The following is a 24,069-nucleotide window of genomic DNA, read 5'->3' on the forward strand; positions in this document are numbered from 1 at the left end:
CTAAACACACTATTTGTGATGGATTTTTCAACGCTTTCAGTCTCCCTTATTCATTAGTTGTAAAAACCAGGGATATAAATCAACAATTCGCAAATGTTTTGGCTTTGTTTCTGTCCCCGTGACAATCATTGGTATCAATGAGTCCTGTTTGTGGATTGATCCATGTGCCGCGCCTCCAGGATGAATAGGCGTTCCATCACCTGCAAATTCAAAACCGGGTTTTGCATCAACGATGATATAATTTCCAGAATGGGAATTTAATGCAGTGTGTAATCGTGCTAGAGCATCTGGGTAATTCCCATATTCGATATGGGAATTGTTTACCGTAAGATCCAAAATAGAATGTTCACCTGTTAAAAACCAAGATTGGCCGTAGGCATCTTTGAAATCACCGTTCGGCCGGAAGGTTAAATTTCCTTGCTGACCGTTCGCTACTACATTCACATTGGTCTCACTTTTCCAGGCGATCAAATTCATTCGATCATCTTTTTTTAATTTCTGGACAATTTCCTCATTTGTTAGTTTTTGATCTACATTATAGATGAAAGCCATTCTTTCATTATAGGCTAAGACGATTTGATCCTCTTGTTTTACTGGCTCCGTGATTTTGTGTATTTGATAATGATCCAAAATCTTGTTTAAGTGGATGAAAGATTTACTTTTGTCTTTCCCTACCTTCGCTTGTCCGCTGTCCCCCATCGCAATCCAAACGGCAGACTGCAATGCTTTATCCCACGACTCGTACGTATTCAATACTTCCTGAAGTTGCTTATCTATTTTTTCGATCGCATCTATGTGATCTGTAGGGCCATGTTTATGAACCTCTTGATCAAGATCCGGAAAATAGGCGATCGTAAAAGCAGGAAGCTTTCCATTTTGGATGATATATATTAATTCTTGGGCGGTGAATTTATCATTAAATCCAACCTTTTTCCAAACTTGATTATTTTGATTGTTTTTCGGGCTGAACTGTGCCAATGCACCATAAGAAAATAATAACGGCGTATCAATGTTTAATTTTTCCGGCATCACGTCGAACTTCGCTAACAGTTTCGATAGCTTTAACGTCATTTTTTCGTTACCACGATAGACCAACGCGTTTATGGATGCACTTTGCAACCCTTTCTCCGCTAATTTTTCATGGATCGTTTTTACATCACGGCTTAAGTGGGAATGATTTAAATGATAAAAATTGTCTTCCACTACATTTTTTATTCCTACTTTAAATACCTCTTCTTTCGCGCTTCCATAATTCACGATCCGCTTTTCTTTTTCATCATACCAAACAAGGCCTGGAACCCGATGTTTATCCGAATAGGTACCGGTTAAAAGGGAGCTGTCAATCGTGACGGACATCGTTGGATAGCTACTAATCAGGTTTGGATAATAGTGGCCATGTTCTATTAAATATTTTAATGCCGGGGCACGGCCTTCTTTGATTGCCTTCTGCAGCGGTTTGTCCATTAAGGAATCAATGATTAGCAGAATAACGGGATTCTCCGTTTGTGTAATATTTTTCTGTGTCAAGGACTGATTTTCATGTTTAAGACCTCTTATTAAAAAAAAGATGACTAGCAAGATGACAATAATGATTAAAATATATAACATTTTCTTCATCCTTTTTCTTTCCTTTTCGATTATTAAAATGATATTTCGGGGGCAATATATTTAGCATACCTTCCCGGAACTAATTCTATACTTTTCAAACGATTGCGGAATGGAGTAGGATGAGAGCCAAGAGAATGATTAGAATACGACTTGAATTATTGGTTATTTTAATACAGATTAAATGAAAACCGTAAAGCATTTAGCATCGCTTTTTAACCTTACAGAAGAGTGACCATTAAATTTGGAAAATTTGATAAATCATTTTTGAGGAGAGTAGACTTTGGAGATCAAGGCCATGACTTTTAATATCCATCATGGGAAAGGAATGGATAAGCAAACGAATCTATACAGAATTGCGGAAGTGATCGATCGTTGTCATGCTGATATCGTTGGGCTAAATGAAGTTGATAACCATTTTTCTAATCGTAGTCATTTTGAGGATCAAGCTGTTTGGCTTGCCAACCAACTAAAACTGGAATATGCTTTTAGCCCGTCTATTTCTATAGAGTCACAGCACGTGACAGAGGTACGCCAATATGGAAATGCTCTTTTATCCCGATTTCCCATTACTTGTAAGAGATCTCATTCACTGAATACACTATATGGGGGTTTAGAAGAGAGGTCTTTACTAGATGCAACCATTCAGGTACATACACGATCTTTCCAAATCAATGTCACGCACTTAAGTCTTAATCCGTTTCTTCATAGAAAGCAAACAGATTTTATTATCAGTCATCTTGATAAAAAATCCGAACCAATCATATTAATGGGAGATTGGAATATGAAACCGCGCTCAAAAGGATGGAGAAAGGTAACTAACAAGTTTCAAGATGTTTGGCATATTGCCGGTGAAGGTCCAGGTTATACTTACCCTTCACTTCACCCAAGATCTAGATTGGATTATATATTTACTAGTCGTGATTTTAAAGTAACGGAGGCAAAGGTTGTCACAAACATACCAAATGCCTCTGATCACTTGCCAGTAATAGCAATGCTGCATTACAAAAGTTAAATAGATTTTTTATTATTCTTTAGTTAGAACGCTTGTCCAAAACCCGCTCTGAAGATTAAATCTTTTTGTTCTATTTCGCTATAATTCCCTAAAAGGCAAAGGTAAAAATGGTATAATAGGTTAAGGGGGAATTATTTTTCATATGAACAGAGGTGAAATTATGAAGGATTGGGAAGCAGCTTATTTAGCAGGAATTATTGACGGAGAGGGATCAATTACATTGACAAGAATGCACAAAAAAGAATTCCGACGACCTTGTATAACCATTTCTTCATCAGACAAAGAACTTTTAGTTTATATTCAAACTTTAACAGGTGGATACATTAATAGTAAAAAGAACTATAGGCCAGATAAACATAAGGATTCTTATACATTAAATATAAAGAAAAAAGAAAACGTTCTTTATATATTAAGAAGTGTTAGCCCTTACTTAAGAATACATCAAAAAAGAAGCCGCGCACTCTGGATACTTGAAAATTACGAAAGGGTCACTCCTAGAAACGGAAAATATAATGCGAAAAGTCTTAATTCCAAATTGTTATTTGAAGAGAGGTTTTTCCAGTTATAAAAATGCAAAATAAAAACCACCAAATTATGTATTTGGTGGAGACGGTGGGACGTGCTATTCCATGCTTTCGTTCATGGCACTGACTATATCTTGAACCTGTTGTATCAGGTCCCTTGGCGTCTTATGCGGAAATTAGATTTGCTTCTCTTGTCGAAACAGCTTTCCGCATCCTAGTACTACCCATTGGGATGGCAGCCTATAAGTCGATACACGGCTGTTGGATTGCTCCACATACCGCTCGGTATTGCCCTATTGCAAAGTTTTGCAACGTAGGTTTCACCGATAAAGCCAAGTTTTCACTTATGTGTTACCACATAAGGCGACTATTACTAATCGAACCCACGTCCAGAAATATCGCCACTTAAGCGTCTACGAGTGTAGTCGATATATTGTTATTTCGCGACTTCTTCGGCCTATCGACGGGCTTCCAAAGTGCTAGCCTGATTGATCTCTTCCTTGGCCCCCAGGCGGAGAGCTTCCGGCGTATCCCACTAAGAGTGAGTCCCTTACCCTACCACATGGGCGATGGAGGGAGGAACCGCATCAGTGCCTTATTAGGCAGCTGCTAATGCGAAGTTATTGTTTTCTTTGCCAGTTATTATTGGCGTTGACGTTTTAACGAGGCCGATCCCCTCGACTCGCAACTTAAGCTCGAACTATCCCTGTCGAATCCGTAACGTCCCCATATATAAAGGAATAAGGATATGATCCTTAGGCCCAATCCAAGCGGGAACTCGGAATAGATGAAGCCAATTGCTTACGTTTCCTATTATAACACATCAACTAAAAACATCAAGGATTCATGACTTTTGAGTTTCCGCAAAAAATCAAGAGGTGACTGAGTAGGACCAATTCAAGAGGTGATTTTTCAATAAAAACACGGAAAGGTGGCGAAAATCGGGGTGAAAACAGCGAAAAGGCCTCAGTTGTTTGGTATAATTTTAACACCAACTAAAACGCTACTAAACAACTTTAAGGAGGCCTTTCCATGTTCCATTCTACCACAGATGTATACCGAGTAAAACGTAAATCAGTTCAATTCGCGAAAAGTATCGTATCAAAAGCGGGTCAAGTGGAATCCAAGTTCGTGATCCAGTCCATCTACGGCATTTTAAAATCCGGTAGTATCATCCTCAAAGACATTGCCGTCGCTTTAAATGAGCCCGTCCAGGTTAAAAATACCATTGAACGATTAAGCCGGAATTTAGGGCGTTCCCTGTCCCCGTCTATCCTTTCTCGTTACACACAAAAAGTGGTGAAGGCGTTAGGAAAAGAGCCGCTCATTTTGGTGGATGATTCGGATGTCATTAAACCACATGGGCGGGCATTCGAAGCACTGGGGAAAGTCAGAGATGGCTCCAGCAAAGACCACAAAATCGAAAAAGGATACCACGTCACAGAAATCGTCGGGTTGAGTGCCAATCAAAAACAGCCCATCAGTCTGTTTTCCCGCATCCATTCCTCTTGGGAGAAAAGCTACAAGTCCACCAATGAAGTCCTATTTCAGGGATTGAACTTTGTGATCAGTCACCTTAAAAGGAACGCAACTTTTGTCTTTGACCGAGGGTACGACATGAATGCCCTATTTGACTTTATGCATCAAAAAAAGCAGCAGTATATCGTCCGATTAACCGAGAATCGCAAGATCTTTTGGAAAGGAAAATGGTTTAAATCCACAGTGCTGCGCGATTCACGGAAAGGAAAGATCAAAACGACGCTCACCTTCAAGGAAAACGGGAAAGTCAAAAAGGAAACCATTTACGTAAGCCACCTCAATGTGAAGATCACAGCGGGGAAGCGTTCCATTCGTCTTGTGCTTGTATATGGGTTAGGCGAAAAACCTATGATGTTGGCTACCAACAAGGTCATCAGGGGTAAAAAGGATGCCATTCAAATTGTGCGGGCCTATATGTCTAGGTGGCGGATTGAGGAATATTTCCGATTCAAAAAACAGCACTTTGGATTCGAAGACTTTAGAGTGAGAAGTTTAACGTCTATGAATAACCTGAATCAACTTCTGACCTATGCTATGGGCATGCTTGGGCTCTTGGCAGATGAATCCGAACATAGCGGGCTTTTCCAACGGCTTATTCATAATTCTCGTGCGCTTCGCAAAGATATCCGATTTTATTACTACCAGTTAGCTGAAGGCATATCAGCAACGCTGTCCCACGCCAGAACGGGAATCAAAGACTGGATTCCTATACGAAACACAGGACCTCGGCAGTTAACGTTGAAACTTGTCTGTTGAATGGCAAAAGTGAAAAGTGAATCGTTTAAAAAAGAGCCTGCCCAAGGCTCTAGTTCAGTGATCGCAAAAAACCCTTTTTAAACGATCACACGGCTTAAAAACGCAGCGACTACATTACACTCTTGTTTTTCAGCCTGCGTCTCTGCATTTTGCGGAAACTCAAATTCATGACTGCCAATATTTGCTGACTCCATGTTCACTTAAAAATCTTCTCCAGCTCAACCGTTACATTTTCAAAAAGAAAAGATTTGGCAGTCTCAGGGTATTTGAAAGTATTGGTTTCACTGACTTCATTTTTTTCAAAATAGTAGATCGTGACATCTCGATTGAATGGATTGACGATCCAATATTCTTTCACACCCGATTCCATATATAGATCGAGTTTTTTCACCATATCTTTACTTCTAGTACTTTCTGATAGCACTTCAACGACAAGTGATGGAACGCCCATATAATAATCCTGTTCATTTATGTGATCATCCAGATCGCAAATCACCATTAAGTCTGGTTGAACAACATTCGGATCCTTCCGGTTAGGTCTTTTTAAGCTAATATCATAAGGGGCGACAAACGGCATGCATTCATCTTGAAATGTATTAAAAAATAGACCAAACAATTTAGTGACTGCATATTGATGGGCCGTTTTTGGTGAGGCCAATAAATAAATCTCTCCATCAATGTATTCATAGCGATTCTCCATATCACGAGTTAATTCCAAAAACTCCTCATACGAAGCCTTTCTTCCTTTGAAATGATACTGCTCTACTGATTCCTTGACTGAACTGTCCCATATAACCTCCTTCGTTGGATGATCCTTCATTGATTGCAATCGAGCTATTTCTGTACCATTACGGGTGATAATGACTTCTTCTTGGGCAGCAAGTTGTAAATACTTCCCAAAATTATTCTGTACTTCGGTTGAACTGACAATCACGGCATCCCACCTCACAATCCATATTAGCTAAAATAGCTAACTTGATTATAGCTAATGAATCATAAATTGACAAACGCATTCATCTATTTATAGCTCTACTCGCTCAGAACCAGCTTTTACTTGGTACCTCGCATCTTTTCGGATCCATATCCACAAAAGACTGAAGCCAACAGCACCGAATAATGCAATCCCTGTGCTTACCTGATACATCACTTGTGGACCAAGTGTTCCAAATAACCAGCCACCAAAAAAACCCGCTATGATCCCTGATATGCCTCCCCATGTGAGCGCATAGACAGCCTGTCCACTTGCCCGCAGTTCAACAGGGATCAATTCAGCTGTTAAAGTCGTCCCTATGTAATAATAGCCACCAAAACTAATACTATGAAGCATTTGAATAAAGATAATTTGCACAGGTGATACCGCAATCGACATGAGGTACCAACGTAGTACAAATAATAAACTGACAACAATCAAGCAGCCAATCATAACCGGGATATTCCGTTTTAAATAGCGATCAAACAATAAGAACACAGGCACTTCAAAAATAGCGGTCAAAAAGGCTGCCCAACCGATTAGAACAACAGATCCTCCAAGTTGGTCAATATATAAAGAATTGAAAGTTTGATTCATCGAATTGGGCACAGAAATCAATACACCTAATAAAACAAACACTAAAAAGTATTTATTACCAAACAACGCTTGACCATATCCACCTTTTGCTATTTTCTTTGTCCCTTCTAGTTTTCCTGTTGGCAGCTTAATCGTAAACAAAATCGTCAGAAACAACATGGCACTATAAACGATCCAGAGATTGTCAATCCCGATCCAATCAATCAATGGACTAACTGCAACAGCTAATAGCGCCCAACCTAAGGAACCCCATAATCGAAATGAGCCGAATTTATAACTTGTCCCTTCAATTGTGTTCAAAATCAAACTATTACTTTGTGAAAATAATGGGGTTTGGAAAAGAAAAAAACAGAGCATTGCTATAAAGGCCCATACCATCGAATCAAATTGGAAAACAAATTGCACAATAATTAAGTTTCCTATCAACATAATCACTAAAATACGGCGAATATTCTGCAGGCGATCACTCCAATATCCCCAGAAAGGATTGGCAAAGATCGAAACGAACGGTCCACCAGCCATAAGCATGCCAATGGCCATTTTATTAAACCCCGCACTCTGAAAATAAAGTGGAAAAAAAGAGAGTAAAATTGAAATAGAGCCATAAAGAAAAAAATTAAACAGTTTTACATAATTTAGAGTACTTTTGTTTACTGCATTTACATGAGCCAAGCAAATGTTCCTTTCCAAATTGGAATTATTTTGCAGCCAATAGCCCCTTAAAAAGAAGCTACCAGCCTAATCTTATAATGAAATAGCGGTCGACATTGACTTTTCAATCACTTCTGCTGCAGAAACTTCTTCGCCTCTTTGATCTGATAGATAAATCGCTTCACTAATTAACATCGTTTGTAAGGCGATATGGGCAGTCGGTAATAAGTCCACCCTTCCTTGCAGCGCGGCGATCCAATGTTGCTGCGATGAATCATAGGCATCTTCATTTTCCCTTAAACGATGGCGGCGGATATCCATCGCATTGAGGTCAACAGTACTATTTAAATCAAGATCGCTTACAGTCGAGAAAAAACTAAACGGTGTTGACTCACCTCCAGCCCTCATGGAAGGTAAACGAATACCACCTAAAGATCCTAAAATACTAGATGCTTCGAAATCTCCCATATGCACTGACCAAGCTTCCCTTATATCAAGGGTTAAACCATCTGCAAATTTCACGAACCCTAGCGCTAATTCCTCCACATCGAATTGACTTTCCTCTCGCCTAACAGGATCCATTTCCATCTCTTGATAGACTTTCCCGGAAATTCTTGTAGGCGTTGGGGTATCTAAGAGATATAACATTTGGGCAATATGATATACCCCCATATCAATAAGCGCCCCACCAGTTGCAGTTGCTTTATTCGTAAAAAACTTAGTCCCGTAGCCATCCACAAATGGTCGACCTCTTCTACGAAAACCATTTGAGCGTGCATGATAAAGTTTTCCCAGTTTTCCATCATCAATTAGTGCTTTCGCTGCTTTTGTTTCCTTACGATAAAGCGTACCCAATTGAATGTGCAACATTTTTCCGGTTTCTTTTGCCGTTTCTAACATTGCATTTCCATCAAAATAAGTGCCAGCGATCGGCTTTTCACAATAAACATGCTTATCGGCCTGTAATGCAGCGATGGTCATCGGCGCATGAAAATTATTATGCAAGCAAACATCCACTGCTTCAATGTCATCTCTTGCAATTAACTCACGATAGTCTGTATACATATGGTCAATATTATACTTTTCTGCAACTCTTCTTGCTTCCTGCTCATTTTGATCACATACAGCTACAACTTGTGCGTCTTCTATCGATTCATATAACTCTAAATGCCTTTTCCCAATCTGACCTACTCCGATAATACCAATTCGTATTTTCCGCATAATACTCCCCCTAAAATGGATATGTTCAAAAAGGAACAAGTCAATTAACGATGATGTCAATCGTTACCATCCGACCCTATACGTTCCATACGCCAAAAGCCAAGGTACCGTACCCACAAGCTTGTGGGTGACTTCCCCATTCACACATGACGTGTCGGTACTTAGTTGCAGCTTCTTTTCCGATTTTTTGAACACTGCTAAAATTATATTTCTGCTTTTTTAATCAATCGCTTCACTGTCCCTAAAAGCCATTCGATTTCGATATATTGGTGTTTCTCTGCGTTATGTTCAATGCTCCAATATCCATCATACCCACTATCTTTTAACATGCGGATCATACTTTCCCCATTTTCAGCTGTAGCCGTTCTAGCATCAAAATGGGTATGACAAACCCAAGGAGCAACCATTTCATCGCCAATACTCTCGTCCTCTTGCCAACGCCCTATATGTAACAAAATCCCGAAGCTAGGATGATGCACAGCTTCTGCAATTTTCTTCAAGTTTTTCGGACTTAACGAAGGACCTGTATGATTTTCCGGACCAATCTTATAACCTAAATCGGCTGCTCGATCACAGAACTCCTTGTAACGGTTTACAATATATTCGAACTGCTCTTCCTCCATACTCATTGAAAAATCCGGATGTGAACCAAAATGGCCTCCCGTATCGATTCGAATCGTTTTGGCTCCAAGGATCTCACCGATTTTTAAATGTTGTAGGGCATTTTGATATAAATTTTCACGTTTTTCCGGATCCGGATCCCATATATGCGCCCCATCAATCGCATAGTTGACTAACGTCATTTCTCTTTCATCCAAAGCCTCGCGAATGTTGAATATATACTTTTCTTCAGGGGCCTCAAAACTTCGATTCGCAAATTGCCCATTCCAAAAATCGACTGTATCCAAGCCATACCGATATTTAACCGTTTCCAAATAACCGTAAATATCCATTTTCCCCTCATACATCGTGTTTCTAAACGAATAGCCTCCAATAGATAACTTCATAGAAAGATCCCCCCTTGTCAATTAATGCTATGCCTTCTCTCATTTTACCATTATTTTCAAACTACTCCATATTTTTGTTTTACTTAAGCCAGTCTTTATAACTGCATTAAACCGCTACAGTATGGCGCATCGTCGTGATGATAGATTAAGAAAAATAAGCTATCAACAAAAAAAGTTGTCCAGCATAAGCATATGCGCCGGTCAACTTTTTCATCACTTCAAAATTTATCGTTTTTCTCCTGTAGCAGTTAAGTTCCTAACAACGCGATTTTTGCCCACACGATGTGAGGAAGAACAGCGTTACGCTAGGACGACGTGGGCTTAGCTGTTCATCCTTATCCTCCCTATATCTTTACCATCCTATTTACATACACTAGCACTTTTGTGTTCTTATCATTACATTTTTTGTCGCTCTCGAAAGGCTCTTTCGATATCTCGCTTAGCCTCTTTTCGTTTCAATTCTTCCCGTTTGTCGTATTTCTTTTTCCCTTTGGCGAGTCCAATTAATACTTTTGCATAGCCATTTTTAATATAAATTTTCAACGGAATAATCGAATAGCCTTGTTCCTTCGACTCTCCAATTAATTTATTAATTTCCTTACGATGCAATAATAATTTTCTAGTACGCAAAGGGTCATGATTATAACGGTTTCCTTGTTCGTATGGACTAATATGGACATTGTGTAAAAACAACTCTCCATTTTGAATCCGTGCAAAGGAATCTTTTAGATTGACTCTTCCTGCCCGAATGGATTTGATTTCGGTTCCTTGTAAAATCATTCCCGCTTCATACGTTTCCTCAATAAAATAATCATGGCGCGCCTTTTTATTTTGCGCTATTAGTTTTCCTTCCCCTTTTGGCAATTGTCTCTCCCCCTTTAAACGATAGAGTGCTTGTTTTTTATTATACACGAAGTAGAAAAGGGGTAGAAGTCGCTACCTCTAACCCATGGATATCATCTTTTTTTCCCTGCTTTTTTACTTTTATTTCGATAAGCTTTTTTCTGCTTTTTTCGCGGCGGTCTTGTAGACCACTCATCTTTGTCACGATTTCCTTGCGGCCCCTTTGTTTTTTGACCCTTTTTCAATTTAAGGATTTGCGGTTTCTTTTCTTCTTGCTTCGGTCGTTTCATCTTCATCCCGACAATTTCAAAGTCAATATCATGCTCATCTTTATTGACATTGATGACCCGAACAGTAATTTCGTCACCAATGCGGAAAACACTTCCCGTTCTTTCCCCAATCATCGCCAAATGACGTTCATCATAATGATAATAATCATCCGTCATATAACTTACATGGACAAGGCCTTCAATCGTATTGGGCAGCTCGACAAATAAGCCGAAGTTGGTAATGGAACTAATGATTCCATCAAATTCTTCCCCAATCTTGTCTTCCATATATTCTGCTTTTTTCATCTCGTCCGTATCTCGTTCTGCATCAACCGCTCGTCGTTCCCTTTTCGAAGTATGGTCAGCAATATCTGGCAGCTCAGCATTCCACTTTTCACGCGTTTGCTCGTCCAACTGTCCTTCAAATAGATAAGTCCGGATCAAACGATGGACGATTAAATCAGGATAGCGTCGAATCGGTGATGTGAAATGCGTGTAAAATTTCGTTGATAACCCAAAATGGCCAACACTTTCCGGATCATATTTCGCCTGTTGCATAGAGCGAAGCATGACTGTAGAAATCACCATTTCTTCCGGTTTCCCTTTAACGGTCTCGATAATTTCTTGAAGAGCACGTGGGTGTACCGAATTAGCAGTCCCGCGAACAATCAATCCGAAATTCGTAATAAACTCAAAGAACCTTTGGAGTTTATCTTCTTTTGGGTCTTCATGAATCCGATAAATAAACGGAACATCCATCCAGTGGAAACGCTCTGCCACTGTTTCATTGGCAATTAACATAAATTCTTCAATGATTCGCTCTCCAATCGATCGTTCGCGAATCACGACATCAGTAGGCTTGCCTTCTTCGTCCACTAATACCTTTGCTTCTTTAAATTCAAAATCAATCGCGCCACGTTTCATACGTTTCTTTTGGAGAACACCTTGAAGCTCTTCCATCAATTCAAACATTGGCACAAGGGCTTCGTATTTCTCCCGTAACTCTTCATCCTTCTCGATTAAAATACGATTCACGTCTTCATAAGTCATTCGCTCTGTTGTCTTAATCAATCCGGGAAAGATCTCATGGCTAACGACTTCCCCTTGCCCATCAATTTCCATTTCACAAGAGATCGTGAATCGATCTACTTGGGGATTTAACGAACAAATCCCATTCGATAAACGATGCGGAATCATGGGAATCACACGGTCTACTAAATAGACACTTGTTCCACGCTCATAGGCTTCTCGATCAATAGGAGATCCCTCTTGCACATAATAACTGACATCAGCAATATGCACACCTAATTTATAATGGCCATTTGATAGGCGGGTTAGTGTGACAGCATCATCTAAATCTTTTGCATCAGCTCCGTCAATCGTCACAATGGTTTGATCACGTAAATCGCGTCGATTGGGAATATCATTTTCATCCACGACATCCGGGATTTGGTTAGCTTGCTCCATGACCTCGTCTGGAAATGCCAGTGGGAGTTCATGCTGATGGATAATCGATAAAATATCAATGCCCGGATCATTTTTATGGCCAAGGATTTCGATAATTTCTCCTTCAGCATTTTTTCGATCTTCAGGGAAGGTTGTAATATGGACGACTACCTTATGACCATCGATCGCGCCCATGCTTTTATTTTTCGGGATAAAAATATCATCGGGAATCTTTTTATCATCGGGAATGACAAAACCAAAATATTTCGATTCCGAATACGTTCCGACAACTTTCTCAGAACCACGCTTTAAAATTCGGACGACTGTCCCTTCACGTCGTGATCCTTTACTTTCATTGGAAATTCGGATCAATACGTGATCTCCATGCATAGCGCCATTTTTCTCATGTGGGGGAATAAAGACATCATCAAGGCTTTTATCATCTGGAATTAAAAAAGCAAAACCCTTTGAATGCCCAGACAGAATTCCCCGCATCAAATTCATTTTTTCTGGTAAGCCATAGCGATTACTTCGCGTTCTCACGACCATGCCTTGTTCTTCCATATAGACAAGCGCCTTTACAAGGCTTTTAAAATCTTCAGCCTCTGTCACTTGTAACTCTTCCTCAATTTCACTAACTGTGAGCGGTTTTGCTTTTTCTTGCAGATAATCTAATACCTTATCGATAAAATTTTGTCTATTCTCATCCATTTCCAAGCCCTCCTTGGTCACCTACTCCGTCCAATCTAGGCCCTCTAGAAAATGATAAATATCCTCATGAAGTGAATCCTTTTCTGGCCCTAAGGTAATCACATGTCCAGATTTTTCGTACCATTTAATATCTTTTTGGGAAGATTCCACTTCTTCATAAATAATATTGGCACTTTCCGGATTAATCATTTGGTCATTTCTTGCTTGCACAACAAACATAGGATTATAAATCATATCTACAGACCCGCGAACTTCAGCAATTAATTCCTGCAATGCTTTCAAAGTATTCATCGGTGTTTTTCGAAATTCATTCATTTCTTGTTCAATTTGTTCTTCAGATTTTCCTTCGAATTGTTTGTATTCTTTCGCATACTGCAAAACGCCATCATACATCGCTTCCTCCGTTTTAAAAAACACGGGAGCGCACATGGGAATAATTCCCTTTACAGGTACAGTGTAACCCAGTTTCAAAGAAAAAACACCACCAAGTGAAAGTCCGGCCACAGCAATTTCTTCATGTCCTAAATCTTTTAGATGCTGATAACCATTCATCACATCCTGCCACCAATCTTCTGGACCTGTATGTAGCAACTCTTCTGGTGGAACACCATGCCCTTTATAGATAGGTGCATGACTTGTATAACCTTTCTTTTCAAGAAAACGCCCTAGCATGCGAACATCCGCACTGTTTCCAGTAAATCCATGTAATAATAAGACAGCCCTTTTTCCTGCTTGAAAGGTAAATGGCTGTGGTAATTTGATCTTCATTTTCATAACTCCATTTCTGTATATCTATGCGGTCAACCTCTTCATTTAGTTTAAACAAAGATCGATCGAACAATCCAGAAAAATGATCGGGCTCTCCACTAAAACGGTGCATTTTGCACAACACTTATTAAATATGTTAAGCACTAAAAAACCTGGTCCATATCGACCAGGTTTCGAATTCAAACATTTATTCAAACATAACCACGGCAATGGCGAAGATAAAAAACAAAACAGAAAGGATTACCGTTGTACGTTGAAGAATTAAATCCATTCCTCGCGCTTTTTGCTTTCCAAATAATTGCTCAGCGCCTCCAGAAATAGCTCCAGAGAGTCCAGCACTCTTTCCAGATTGAAGTAGAACAACACCTATAAGTGCAATAGAATCAATCAATAATAAAACAATGAGCAGTGTGTGCACCAAATTCCCTCCCTAAAACGAACATAAAACGTTAACACAAATGTAACACAAACGAGATAAATGAACAAGATCTATTTTTAGGCCCTTTAAAGCATAGCGACAATATTATCGTTCCTAACGAAAAACCAGCTTCATATAGAAGCTGGGTCATAGAACATTGAAAAAGCCACATTTGCCGTATCTAACTTAAAGAAGTTTTATACACCACTTAAACTAAGTGGGTGTTTGCAGAAACCTTCCTGCTTGTCCTCCATGTCCTATAGACAGAGATTTGTCATTTCAGTTTCAATGTAAAACTCCCTAAATTCTAACTAGGTGAAAAACTTAATTAAAGGTACGAACAATGTAGCCTTTAAATGTATCTTACTCTTTTTCGGAAGATATATCAATAGCAAATCCTTACATACAATCATTTTCGTTATAGCCAGGCGTGGAGGCCTTCGTGTTTTATTTTCCAGCTGCCATCATCCGGAAAACCGGGACAGTTCGAATTTGGCGCATCTTTCCAACCACATGCCATCATCGCCACGGCTGTTAATAGACCACCATTTCCCGGCAAATAAGCCGTTAACCCAGGCCGTTGATAATTATGGCCATTTGGTAAGTAGGTGTTTTTTGTCGCTTCCATCATTAAAAAATCTACAGCCATTTCCTTTTCTCCCAATCGAGCGGCTGTCATGGCACACATCGGAAAGTCCCATCCCCAGGCACTCTCCCAATCCCAATGTTTATATATCTTTTTAAGTGTATTTCTCATAACCTCATGATCTACCAATGTTCCAGGAAGAATGCCTAAAGCTCCTACCATTGAAGGGTGATCGTGATTTTTCTCCGTATAGGTTTGTTCACAATGCTCATGCGCAAGATAAACCCCTTCTTTGACAGGAGGAGAAGATATTGATTGGGCCACTGTCGCCCAAGCTGGATTTGCCTTTATGGTTAACCTTTCCGCCCATTTTTGTGCGATTTCTAATCCATATTTCCAATACTCTAATTCATATGGGGGATTCATACTATCTTCCATGCGGTGGCATTCTTGTGCTGGAATCAGTGGTGGACCCAGTACAAAGGCAGCTTTTTCCTCATCCCACTGAGCATAGGAGACCATGAAATCTGCTGATGCAAAAATCATTTCCTTATATTTTTCCAACAATTCCTCTGTTGGTTTTGCCAAATAAAGCAATTCTGCTAGGGCGATTGGATGAGGTTGTTGCCAGATAAGTCCTGTGGCAACTGGGGAAGGACTCTGTTTGCCATCAATCCCGACCATTTTCGGCCATCTTGCCCCTTCGTATCCTTGACTCTTTGCTAAATCTTGTGCCAATGGAAGGATTTTATTATACCACTCTAAGCTTTTACCAAGAATATCGGCACGTCCCCATAATGGGAAATGAGCAGCATGCCACCAATGCATTTCTAGATGGAATTTTCCAAACCAACTATTATACATATAGCCCGTCTCTTGTGGTGGTAATGATCCGCCACTATGAATGGCGGATAAATATTGCGAAAGAATGACCCTTCTTTCTAATTCAAAAGCCCTTGGATCAAGGCTTCCGGAAAAATCAATCGCACCGCCTTGTTGCCAAAAATCAGCCCAGTGTTTTTGACTGGCTGAAAAGACATCCTTTCCCTCTACAACGGCAGGATCTTCAGGTGCGAATGATATGGTAAAAGATAGTTCAGAAGATGTTCCATCTGCAGATAAGGTAAATTCATGTCGATCCGTTTGCGCCCATTTCCCTTGTTCCCAACTCCAGCCTACTTGATAGGAATCTTCATCCATAACTCTCATTAATCGTACAAATTGCTCGGTATTTTCTACAACTTCTGTTCTATGTCGATCATCTGCCTCCCAATCTGGAAAAATTGCTTTGGCCCAAGCGTTGTCCGTCACATCGGGAGCAGGGAATAAAAGTTTCACTTCGATCCTTTGACTTCTTAATAAGGAGGATAATACTTTTACACTAATGGCATCTTGATGAGGATGACAAGCTGTATACACCGTAACAGGCACCCCATCAACGGTATAACGACTTTCCACAATCCCTGTCCATAAATGATGTTGCTGCCGGATATTTTCGATCTTCTCTACGGGTATTTCATGATTGTCCTCCGTAAAAAAACGAAAGGCTATTCTTCCTAGCTGTAATCGATGAGGATTTTGGCGTAACCAATAATAAGCTTCTCCTTTATCTTCGGGTTTCATTGGATATTGAACCTGTCTCCCATAAGTATCAAAGCTTTGGTAACGGATATCCTCTTCAGTATATAAATCTTTCCCCCCCGTATAATGCCAGCCCCAATTGGATTGTGTCCCAAGTGGACTTTCATATGCCTCAGGATAGGTCTGCAACCCTGTAAAATCAAAACTAAAACCAAACTCCCCGTTGCCAATCGATAATGGTGAGAGTGGTTCAACCTTTTTAATGACCGGATTATGTCGTTCAACGATCTGTTTTCTATCCATTACTACACTCTCCAATATTATTTTTATTCAGCTAAAGCTCCCTTTTTATTTCTTAACATTTCACGATATTTACCTGGTGTCGTATTTTTATATTTACGAAAGACGCGGATAAAGCTATTTTCATGTTGATACCCCACAGCAAAAGCAATCGTGGCAACCTTTTTGTCTGTATTCAGCAGTAATTCCTCTGCCTTCTCAATTCTTAATTTAGTAAGATATCCATAAATCGTATCATCCATTTTTTCTTTAAAAATTTGGCTTGCTAAGCTAACACTTATCCCAATCGACTCGGAAATTTCCGTAATCCCGATCGCTTCAGCCAAATGTTCTTCCATATAGGTAATCATTTTCTCACAAAGTATACTCTCTTTATTCTCTTTATTCTCTGCTTGCTTTTTCCATTTTTCAGTTTCTTCCCTAACCCCATCTTTTAAAAGCTCTTCGATATCATCTAAACAACTAGTGGTTACTTGATCTAATACCATTCCCTTAGTCTTGCCTTGAATTTCTGTATGTTTTTCACTCCAAATTACGTGGATTAAATCATTTATTTTCGATTGAACGCTTGTTGGAAAGTGTTGGTTATTTCGAAATTCCTGAATGATTTCTTCCACAATTTTTATTCCTTGAGTCTCATCACCTCCAATGATCGCTTCGGCCAATTGTTCTAAAATGGGCGCCATTTTAATTGAATGGTGGGGATTATCATAACACTCATTTATATCTATAACGCTTCCATAACCTTTATACATTCGATACCCAAGCGCTAACTCCGCTTCCAAAACAGCCTCTTTGATATCCTCTATTTTTTGTTTCGAATGACTAATCCCAACAGACGCACTAAAACCTAATAACCGCTCAGCTGTAGACAACGCTTTCATGAATTTGTGTACAAGTGTGTCACCAATTCCATCATATTGAAGTAAAACAGCTGTTTTCCCCTGCCCAAAATCTACACATTTATGATAGGATCGTTCTGAAAGAACTTCGGAAATAATATTTTGCAGGGCAAATTTTAAAAGAGAATGATCTGTACTTGGAAATTTACTTAACCATGACGAATAGTTATCAATAGAGATAATGGCTACGACTAAACGATGGTGATCCCAGTCTCTGAAATAATCGTTCCACTTTTCTTTTATTTCTTCTCTTGACTTTACTTCCCCTTGATAGATATCAAGAATAAATTTCGAAGATGCTTCTAGTTTGATCGTATCTAAGGTTTTAGCTAAATGGGCATGATCATGGATTAGTTGGCCTGCAACATGCTCCAATTCGTTTAACCCTTGTTTCGAAATATCCCGCTCCTTCATTATAAAGAGTTGCTTTAAGCGAAAAACTGGGCGGAAAACCTTTATATTGATATACAGGACAGCCATCAATCCTATCGAAAGAGCGATCAATGATACTAAAAATACAATGTGACCGACTCTGCGAGATTTCGCCAATATACTTTCCTGGGTCACAAGTGAAACATACTGCCACCCTGTAACTGGAGAATGCAGCTGACTGGCTAATAAAGTTTCATCTTTATATGTAAAATCTCCTAATCTTTCTTTTTTTAGATTAGTGATGCTTTCTGCAAGGCTCTTTTTATCAACTGAATAATTTGATACTGAATTAAGGATTTCGTTTTTGTTCATCCATAATAAACCGGGTACTATCTAAACTTGTTAGCGTCGGTGGATTGATTTTTGCGAATAACTTTTCTTCCTTTAAATTAATGGCCACTAAGCCTTTGAACTTACCATGTATTAATATTTTTCGAAAAAGGGTAATTTCCGAACCACTATTTTTAGCCCCTTCAGGTACATCTCTCTTTTTCACGATCATCATCTTATCTTTTAGTTCATCGGCAACATCGGTCCATTGGGAATCCACAAAAGTTTTTTTCGTAGCACTATAGCCATGGGGGATCGTCACAAAACTCCCTCTATTCATATCGTAGACATATATACTTTTAATAATGGACGAATTATTTATGAAAGAAGATAACATTTTATAAATTCCCGTAATATTTTCATAGGAGTTTTGCTCATTACTTGTAAGAAATTCATAGACATGGTCATCTAATGCGACTTCCGTGGCAATTCTATTGCTTTCATTGATTACTTCATCGATAAAATTCATACTGATCTGCAACATCTGTTGCTGCGGATCATTTAATTGTTCTTGGAGAACAGATTTAGATGTATTGTACGATGTAATACTAACGATCAGAATGATAAGAAAAATGGTGATCGTTAAAAACAATAACAGACTAATCTGACTTTTGAGTAGGTTGTATTTAAACCACTTTCGAAATAAATTAGGCATGTATTTCCTCCTCCTTTTTATAGTATACTACATGCCTAATTATAGCTTCTTCATTTCCTCATTTTCACACGAATAAGAGAGAAGCTTATAAATTTTTACTCATCTTTCCATTTACTAATCATAGCATCCGTATATGATTTTAGGGTATTATATAGATGAATAGGGAGTAACTGATTATCCTTTTGGGCCTTCGCTAATTGTTTAAAGCTCTCCATATGCTTCACAACTTTATCTTTTTTATCTTGCTTTTCATACGTTTCAACCGCGGTTAAATGGAGATTCAAAGCATGAGCGGATTTCTCATCATTCCATTCTCCCGATTCTTTGAACTGTTCAACAAAAGTCCTCATACTGGCCGTATTCACTTGATCTGGTGTGATTGTTACCTTAGTCGATGCCTCCGATTCGCCACTAGCATTTTCTGCTTTAAGGTAATAGACATATTCAACACCAGGCTCGACTGTCCGGTCGTAAAAAGTTTCTACTTTTGCATAACCTACGTTTTCTACTTTCCCGTTAGCTTCTCTATAAACATTGAATTGATTACCACCACCGCCTGATGTCCATATTAAACCAACAAAGGATTCTCCAACTAATCCAACTTTTAAACCAGTTGGGGCTTGCGGTAATGGCATATCAATCACTAGCTCTTTTGAAGGACTGGTTTCTCCCATTTCATTTAAGGCTGAAATCTTGTAAGTGTAACCAGATCGATTGTTACTAACACTTTTGTCTGCATAACGACTAGAACTAGTATTTGCAATCAGCGAAAAGTCATTTTCTTCATTTGCCTTTCTATAGATGTTATAACTTTCAGCGCCTTCCGCTGCTTCCCACAAAATTTCAAAAGTAGAAGTTGAGATTTTGCCTGTCGTTAAACCTGAGGGAATTGCTGGAAGTACAACTGGGGGACCGGTTTTAGTCCCGACACTATTTGTCTTTTCGGATTCGCCACCAACTCCAGTTACAGATACTTTATATTAAATAGCTATCCGCTTCACTTACCGGTGACCATTTTAAGGAAACAGCCCCCTTCTCCGTCATTTCTCCTTTCAAGTCTCCAGGTGCTTTTTCGGGTGGTTGCTCATGTGAATTCGTAGGTTTAAGAACAATAAAATAATTCATTTGCTTTGCATTATTATTCTTCCCCATTACGACAAACGAACCTGTTGGATAATGTTTTTTATATAGTTTAAATCTTACGGGTTGGTCATCTTCTATGAATTCTCCAGTATCTTCATAAGATCTTAGCCATTCAGGCAATGTGCCAATTCTTGAATCGTGGGCAACATATACGTCCGCATCCCCCACTAAATAAAAGGAGACTAAATCATCATTAGATGAACTTCTTGAATGAACAGCTGACCGAATCCATTCCATCCCTATAAGCTCATCTGGTATCGAAGTGAATCGGTAAACGCTATTACCTGTCATTCGATCTCCCGCAACAAAATCTCCGACCTGCAAATTCTTTTCGATGGACCATTTCCTTGCATTGTCTATTCCATCCTTACTATTATCATTGATAATCGCATTTCTGATCCATTCTCCGTCCATTCCCACCACAGGTTCTGGTGCAGGTTCATTAGGATCAGGATCGGTCGGTGGTGTAAATGGTGGTCCTGCCCACTCAGGCGGTGATGTGGGATAATCCGTTGGAAAACTTGGCGCCGCGAGTTCGTTTAAATAATATTCAAGATTTGTATAACCTTCTCCGTGCATATCTCCATTTCGATCTACTGGATCATGCGGGTCCAATCCGTTAGCTAATTCCCACTCATCCGGCATCCCATCTTGATCTGAATCAAGCGGTGGTGTACCTTCCTTAAGGACTGGATATCCCCCTACATCATTCTCATGTCCAATGATCACACCTGTTTGATCTCTTACACTATCAATTACACGTTTGTCTACATCATCTCGAGTGAGCGATGCACCTGAATAATCTAATACATAATCATAGGCTTTCTCTGGTTCCTGTGTATGCACCAATGGATATTCGAACCGTTCTGACACAACAACACTTGGTCTTTCAGCCTCTATCATATCCGAACCTGTATCCGTACCATCAAGAATACCATTTTGATTATGATCCACCCGATTATTTTCGAGAAAGACTTGATAGTTTTCATTTCCTCGCACAATCGCATATTCTGGCTTTTTTGAATTTAAACCGGCAATAAAGTAATTGCCAACTACATTTCCATAGCCTTTGGTGCCTGATTCTCCACCTGCTACATAAAGATATTGCCCCCAGTTATAGACAATATTGTTGACAAAATCGATTTGGCCTTTGGTTTTCGGATTTCGATCATTGTTATGGGCGTATAAATTGTGATGCATCGTAATCGTATTCATTTCAATTAACCCACCCATCGAATGGGTAAGAAGGCCCTCTGACATAATCGACCATTGAACAGTAATATTTTTTGATTTAGGATCCTCATAATTTTTACTTTTGATCGACAATACTTCATCCGTTCCCCAAGAAAACGTACAGTGATCAATAATCACATTTTGGTTATCTTCTAAATACATCGCATCATCGCTAAAATCATCTTGTGCGCCCATTCTAAAACGCAAAAACCTGATAATAATATCTTGAGAATTAATGAAGCGGATCGTGTTTCCACGTATGGTGATTCCATCTCCAGGTGCCGTTTGTCCAGCAATGGTGATATTGGATTTATTCTGCACAACCGTTTTAGGGATGGTAATTTCGCCCGATATATCGAATACAATCGTACGGGGAACATCTCCCGCAGAAGTAAGGGCATGGTGGAAAGTACCAGGGCCCGTAAGCTCGCGGCTAGTGACATGATAAACTTCCCCACCACGCCCTCCTACTGAGGCGTAGCCAAATCCTTCTGCTCCCGGGAAGGCTCGTAACAGATCATGATCAGCTTTTGCTTTCGTACTTGACAACGGTAAAATCGATAAGCATAAAATAACAGATAGCATTAGCGACAAGATTTTCATCTATTTATACCTCCCTCTAAAAATAGTTTCCTGACAAGTTGGCAATCTTATCAATTCACAAACAACATTGGCAACGGACGGACAGTAAACTCTGCAGGTCTGGTCTAAATGAATAGCCTGTAATATTCTGTATTCTTATCATGCTTGCTAACTACTCTCGTCACCCACGCAGCTCCAATTCACCTCCATCCATACGAATAAACCTGTTGATATCGTAATAGTCAGAATAAAACATATCTAGCTTATTTTCCCATCCTTATTTGTGCAAATTCCAAAACACAACATATTTTGCTGACGTTCCTCACTTAACTTTAAAATAAAGAAGGGAAACCTCTCGCGAAGCTTCCAACAATTGATAATCCTCATTATGAGTTGGGGAACTTTATTCATGCCCCAACTCATGAAAGGATTTACAATTTATTCATTTACCTTGTCATACCATTCCTGAACCCGTTCTGTTACTGTATCACCGCCCGATTCCTTCCATCTCTCCACAAATTCATCAAACTTTTCGAGAGGCCATTCGCCAATGACAATTTTTGTTAAGTATTCTTGGAATAATTTGTGTGATTGAATATCTGGGAACCCATCATACACGGTAGCTGGAAGACCATCACCCGCAATTCTTTTAGCATCTTTCGTACTAACGACAAAGATATCTTTCACCATTTGTTGCTCATCCTCTGGAATGGTTTCTTCAATGCGTTTTTCCATATCTTCTTCCGTCGTTAGGTTTTTCATTCCTAAGGCAATCGGGGTTTCATCGGTTGCAGGAATTAACACTTTCTTTCCGTTCACAACTTTATGCTGGGCCCCCTCGATACCGAAGCGGACAAAATCCTCATTCTCATCATTATAAAAGAAATCTAATAATTTAAGAGCTGCTGCTGCTTTATCCTCGGATGTAACTGGAATCATCCATTCCGCTTCCCCCATGCTCTTTTGTGTCACAAAACCTTCAAACCCTTCCACTTTTGGCAAAGGCATCCCTACGACATATGCATCAGGCGCACCTACCTTCATGGCTGCATAACGATCATGTAAGTTTGCAGGCAAATGATACCAGCTTCCTACTAAATTATTATTTATTTTGGCTGTCCAAACCTCACCTTTGTTCAAGAATGTTTCATTATCTAATAGTTTTTCCTTATATAAATCTCGAATAAATTCAATCGCTGCTCTCATATTTTCTGAAGTGCCCGCATAATTGATTTTACCGCCATAAATATCCCATTCTGGATTACCTTCCCACATCGCAACGCCATACATAGCGAAAAGGTGATCCATCCACTTACCATATTCCCTTCCTGAAGTAGGGAGTTCATCCTTTTCCCCATTTCCATTTGGATCCTTATCACGAAAAGCAATTAATAATTCTTTATATTCCCCCACCGTCTTGGGCATGTCTAATCCTACTTCGTCCACCCAATCTTGACGTATTAACGGGGCTCTTTCAGGAACTAAAAATACCTTTGGAATATAATATATTTTCCCATCATCTGAAGCCGTGCGAACAACATCCCAAGCTTCATCAGGGATATTTTTCCATACGTTTGGTGCATATTTAGGTAAAAGCTCATCAAGAGCCAATGCGCCGCCTTGTTTTATCAATGTTTGTTCAATTCCCCCAATCGGTCGAAAAATATCTGGCAATTCTTCTGAGGCAATCATATAATTTAATTGCTCTGTCGGATCAGAACCTGCAGGAGTGGTCATTAATTCATACTCAACACCCGTTTTTTCAGCGATATGTTGGACATGCGGATCATCGCTATTCGGAATTATTCCTTTCCCTAAATGACTTTTATAAACTTTTACTTTTACGATGTTGTTCTCAACCTTTTCCTCATTTTCTGATTGATTCACTTCTTTATTACCGCTACATGCAGCCAGCAGCACTGTAAAAACGAAAAACAATACAGTGACCATTATCCATGGTTTTCTACCTTTTTTATCCATAAGTC

At 39.4% G+C, this 24,069-nt stretch carries 19 protein-coding genes and 2 other RNA genes; 3 read left to right on the forward strand and 18 right to left on the reverse strand.

The features are described from left to right. Positions 1-36: 36 nt before the first annotated feature. A complete protein-coding gene (locus KI363_RS05170; RefSeq protein WP_306345156.1) occupies positions 37-1,617 on the reverse strand; it encodes an alkaline phosphatase family protein in 1,581 nt (526 codons plus the stop codon). A 271-nt stretch (positions 1,618-1,888) separates the two neighbouring features. Here KI363_RS05170 and KI363_RS05175 point away from each other — a divergent pair, with 271 nt between their 5' ends. Together KI363_RS05175 and KI363_RS05180 are read left to right on the forward strand one after the other, a co-directional pair. Beyond that, positions 1,889-2,620 (forward strand): endonuclease/exonuclease/phosphatase family protein, encoded by a 732-nt coding sequence (locus KI363_RS05175; protein ID WP_246516761.1) that lies wholly within the window; start codon positions 1,889-1,891, stop codon positions 2,618-2,620. Between the two features lie 142 nt (positions 2,621-2,762). Continuing rightward, positions 2,763-3,188: an LAGLIDADG family homing endonuclease gene (locus KI363_RS05180; protein WP_246516762.1), complete on the forward strand. Its 426-nt coding sequence runs from the start codon at positions 2,763-2,765 to the stop codon at positions 3,186-3,188. A gap of 330 nt (positions 3,189-3,518) precedes the next feature. On the opposite strand, the gene ssrA is transcribed toward KI363_RS05180, so the two are convergent. Next, positions 3,519-3,864, reverse strand: a transfer-messenger RNA (tmRNA) gene (gene ssrA, locus KI363_RS05185). A gap of 411 nt (positions 3,865-4,275) precedes the next feature. Here ssrA and KI363_RS05190 point away from each other — a divergent pair. After that, positions 4,276-5,439 (forward strand): transposase, encoded by a 1,164-nt coding sequence (locus KI363_RS05190; protein ID WP_212965694.1) that lies wholly within the window; start codon positions 4,276-4,278, stop codon positions 5,437-5,439. Positions 5,440-5,516: 77 nt separating this feature from the next. Here KI363_RS05190 and KI363_RS22215 read toward each other — a convergent pair whose 3' ends face one another. From KI363_RS22215 to KI363_RS05255, 16 genes are all read right to left on the reverse strand, one after another. Next, complete coding sequence (locus tag KI363_RS22215) at positions 5,517-5,639, reverse strand: hypothetical protein (RefSeq protein WP_281414070.1); 123 nt, start codon at positions 5,637-5,639, stop codon at positions 5,517-5,519. Then, a complete protein-coding gene (locus KI363_RS05195) occupies positions 5,636-6,373 on the reverse strand; it encodes a type II toxin-antitoxin system Phd/YefM family antitoxin (RefSeq protein WP_212965695.1) in 738 nt (245 codons plus the stop codon). The genes KI363_RS22215 and KI363_RS05195 overlap by 4 nt, the downstream gene beginning before the upstream one ends. Positions 6,374-6,460: 87 nt before the next feature. Further along, positions 6,461-7,696: an MFS transporter gene (locus tag KI363_RS05200; protein ID WP_306345157.1), complete on the reverse strand. Its 1,236-nt coding sequence runs from the start codon at positions 7,694-7,696 to the stop codon at positions 6,461-6,463. A 54-nt stretch (positions 7,697-7,750) separates the two neighbouring features. After that, complete coding sequence (locus tag KI363_RS05205) at positions 7,751-8,878, reverse strand: Gfo/Idh/MocA family protein (RefSeq protein WP_212965697.1); 1,128 nt, start codon at positions 8,876-8,878, stop codon at positions 7,751-7,753. A gap of 203 nt (positions 8,879-9,081) precedes the next feature. After that, positions 9,082-9,885, reverse strand: a complete 804-nt coding sequence (locus KI363_RS05210) for a sugar phosphate isomerase/epimerase family protein (protein WP_212965698.1) — start codon at positions 9,883-9,885, stop codon at positions 9,082-9,084. A 396-nt stretch (positions 9,886-10,281) separates the two neighbouring features. Next, complete coding sequence (gene smpB, locus KI363_RS05215; protein WP_212965699.1) at positions 10,282-10,749, reverse strand: SsrA-binding protein SmpB; 468 nt, start codon at positions 10,747-10,749, stop codon at positions 10,282-10,284. Between the two features lie 92 nt (positions 10,750-10,841). Next, entirely contained in the window at positions 10,842-13,154 is a 2,313-nt protein-coding gene (gene rnr / locus KI363_RS05220) for a ribonuclease R (protein WP_212965700.1), read from the reverse strand. 21 nt (positions 13,155-13,175) lie between these two features. After that, positions 13,176-13,922, reverse strand: a complete 747-nt coding sequence (locus KI363_RS05225; RefSeq protein ID WP_212965701.1) for an alpha/beta hydrolase — start codon at positions 13,920-13,922, stop codon at positions 13,176-13,178. 187 nt (positions 13,923-14,109) lie between these two features. Beyond that, entirely contained in the window at positions 14,110-14,340 is a 231-nt protein-coding gene (gene secG / locus KI363_RS05230) for a preprotein translocase subunit SecG (protein WP_057984073.1), read from the reverse strand. A gap of 159 nt (positions 14,341-14,499) precedes the next feature. Continuing rightward, positions 14,500-14,695: non-coding RNA, 6S RNA (gene ssrS, locus KI363_RS22515), on the reverse strand. Positions 14,696-14,758: 63 nt separating this feature from the next. Further along, positions 14,759-16,810 carry a glycoside hydrolase family 65 gene (locus KI363_RS05235; RefSeq protein ID WP_212965702.1) on the reverse strand — a complete coding sequence of 684 codons (2,052 nt, stop codon included), beginning with the start codon at positions 16,808-16,810 and terminating at the stop codon, positions 14,759-14,761. 23 nt (positions 16,811-16,833) lie between these two features. Beyond that, positions 16,834-18,453: a helix-turn-helix transcriptional regulator gene (locus tag KI363_RS05240; RefSeq protein WP_212965703.1), complete on the reverse strand. Its 1,620-nt coding sequence runs from the start codon at positions 18,451-18,453 to the stop codon at positions 16,834-16,836. Next, positions 18,431-19,126, reverse strand: coding sequence for a cache domain-containing protein (locus KI363_RS05245; RefSeq protein WP_212965704.1), 696 nt, complete (start codon positions 19,124-19,126; stop codon positions 18,431-18,433). The genes KI363_RS05240 and KI363_RS05245 overlap by 23 nt, the downstream gene beginning before the upstream one ends. A gap of 95 nt (positions 19,127-19,221) precedes the next feature. Continuing rightward, a complete protein-coding gene (locus tag KI363_RS21965) occupies positions 19,222-19,965 on the reverse strand; it encodes a fibronectin type III domain-containing protein (protein ID WP_246516763.1) in 744 nt (247 codons plus the stop codon). 136 nt (positions 19,966-20,101) lie between these two features. Beyond that, on the reverse strand, positions 20,102-22,105 hold the full coding sequence (locus KI363_RS05250; RefSeq protein ID WP_246516764.1) for a pectate lyase family protein: 2,004 nt from the start codon (positions 22,103-22,105) through the stop codon (positions 20,102-20,104). Between the two features lie 417 nt (positions 22,106-22,522). Further along, positions 22,523-24,064, reverse strand: a complete 1,542-nt coding sequence (locus tag KI363_RS05255; RefSeq protein WP_212965705.1) for an extracellular solute-binding protein — start codon at positions 24,062-24,064, stop codon at positions 22,523-22,525. Between the last annotated feature and the right edge of the window lie 5 nt (positions 24,065-24,069).

It is taken from the genome of Lederbergia ruris (genome assembly GCF_018332955.1).
Taxonomy (GTDB): Bacteria; Bacillota; Bacilli; order Bacillales; family Bacillaceae_C; genus Lederbergia; species Lederbergia ruris.

Coding starts and splice junctions, on each gene's coding strand:
- KI363_RS05170 (WP_306345156.1), bottom strand. CDS start 1,617: ATGAAGAAAATGTTATATATTTTAATCATTATTGTCATCTTGCTAGTC.
- KI363_RS05180 (WP_246516762.1), top strand. CDS start 2,763: ATGAACAGAGGTGAAATTATGAAGGATTGGGAAGCAGCTTATTTAGCA.
- KI363_RS05205 (WP_212965697.1), bottom strand. CDS start 8,878: ATGCGGAAAATACGAATTGGTATTATCGGAGTAGGTCAGATTGGGAAA.
- KI363_RS05210 (WP_212965698.1), bottom strand. CDS start 9,885: ATGAAGTTATCTATTGGAGGCTATTCGTTTAGAAACACGATGTATGAG.
- rnr (WP_212965700.1), bottom strand. CDS start 13,154: ATGGATGAGAATAGACAAAATTTTATCGATAAGGTATTAGATTATCTG.
- KI363_RS05225 (WP_212965701.1), bottom strand. CDS start 13,922: ATGAAGATCAAATTACCACAGCCATTTACCTTTCAAGCAGGAAAAAGG.
- KI363_RS05235 (WP_212965702.1), bottom strand. CDS start 16,810: ATGGATAGAAAACAGATCGTTGAACGACATAATCCGGTCATTAAAAAG.
- KI363_RS05240 (WP_212965703.1), bottom strand. CDS start 18,453: ATGAACAAAAACGAAATCCTTAATTCAGTATCAAATTATTCAGTTGAT.
- KI363_RS05245 (WP_212965704.1), bottom strand. CDS start 19,126: ATGCCTAATTTATTTCGAAAGTGGTTTAAATACAACCTACTCAAAAGT.
- KI363_RS05250 (WP_246516764.1), bottom strand. CDS start 22,105: ATGAAAATCTTGTCGCTAATGCTATCTGTTATTTTATGCTTATCGATT.
- KI363_RS05255 (WP_212965705.1), bottom strand. CDS start 24,064: ATGGATAAAAAAGGTAGAAAACCATGGATAATGGTCACTGTATTGTTT.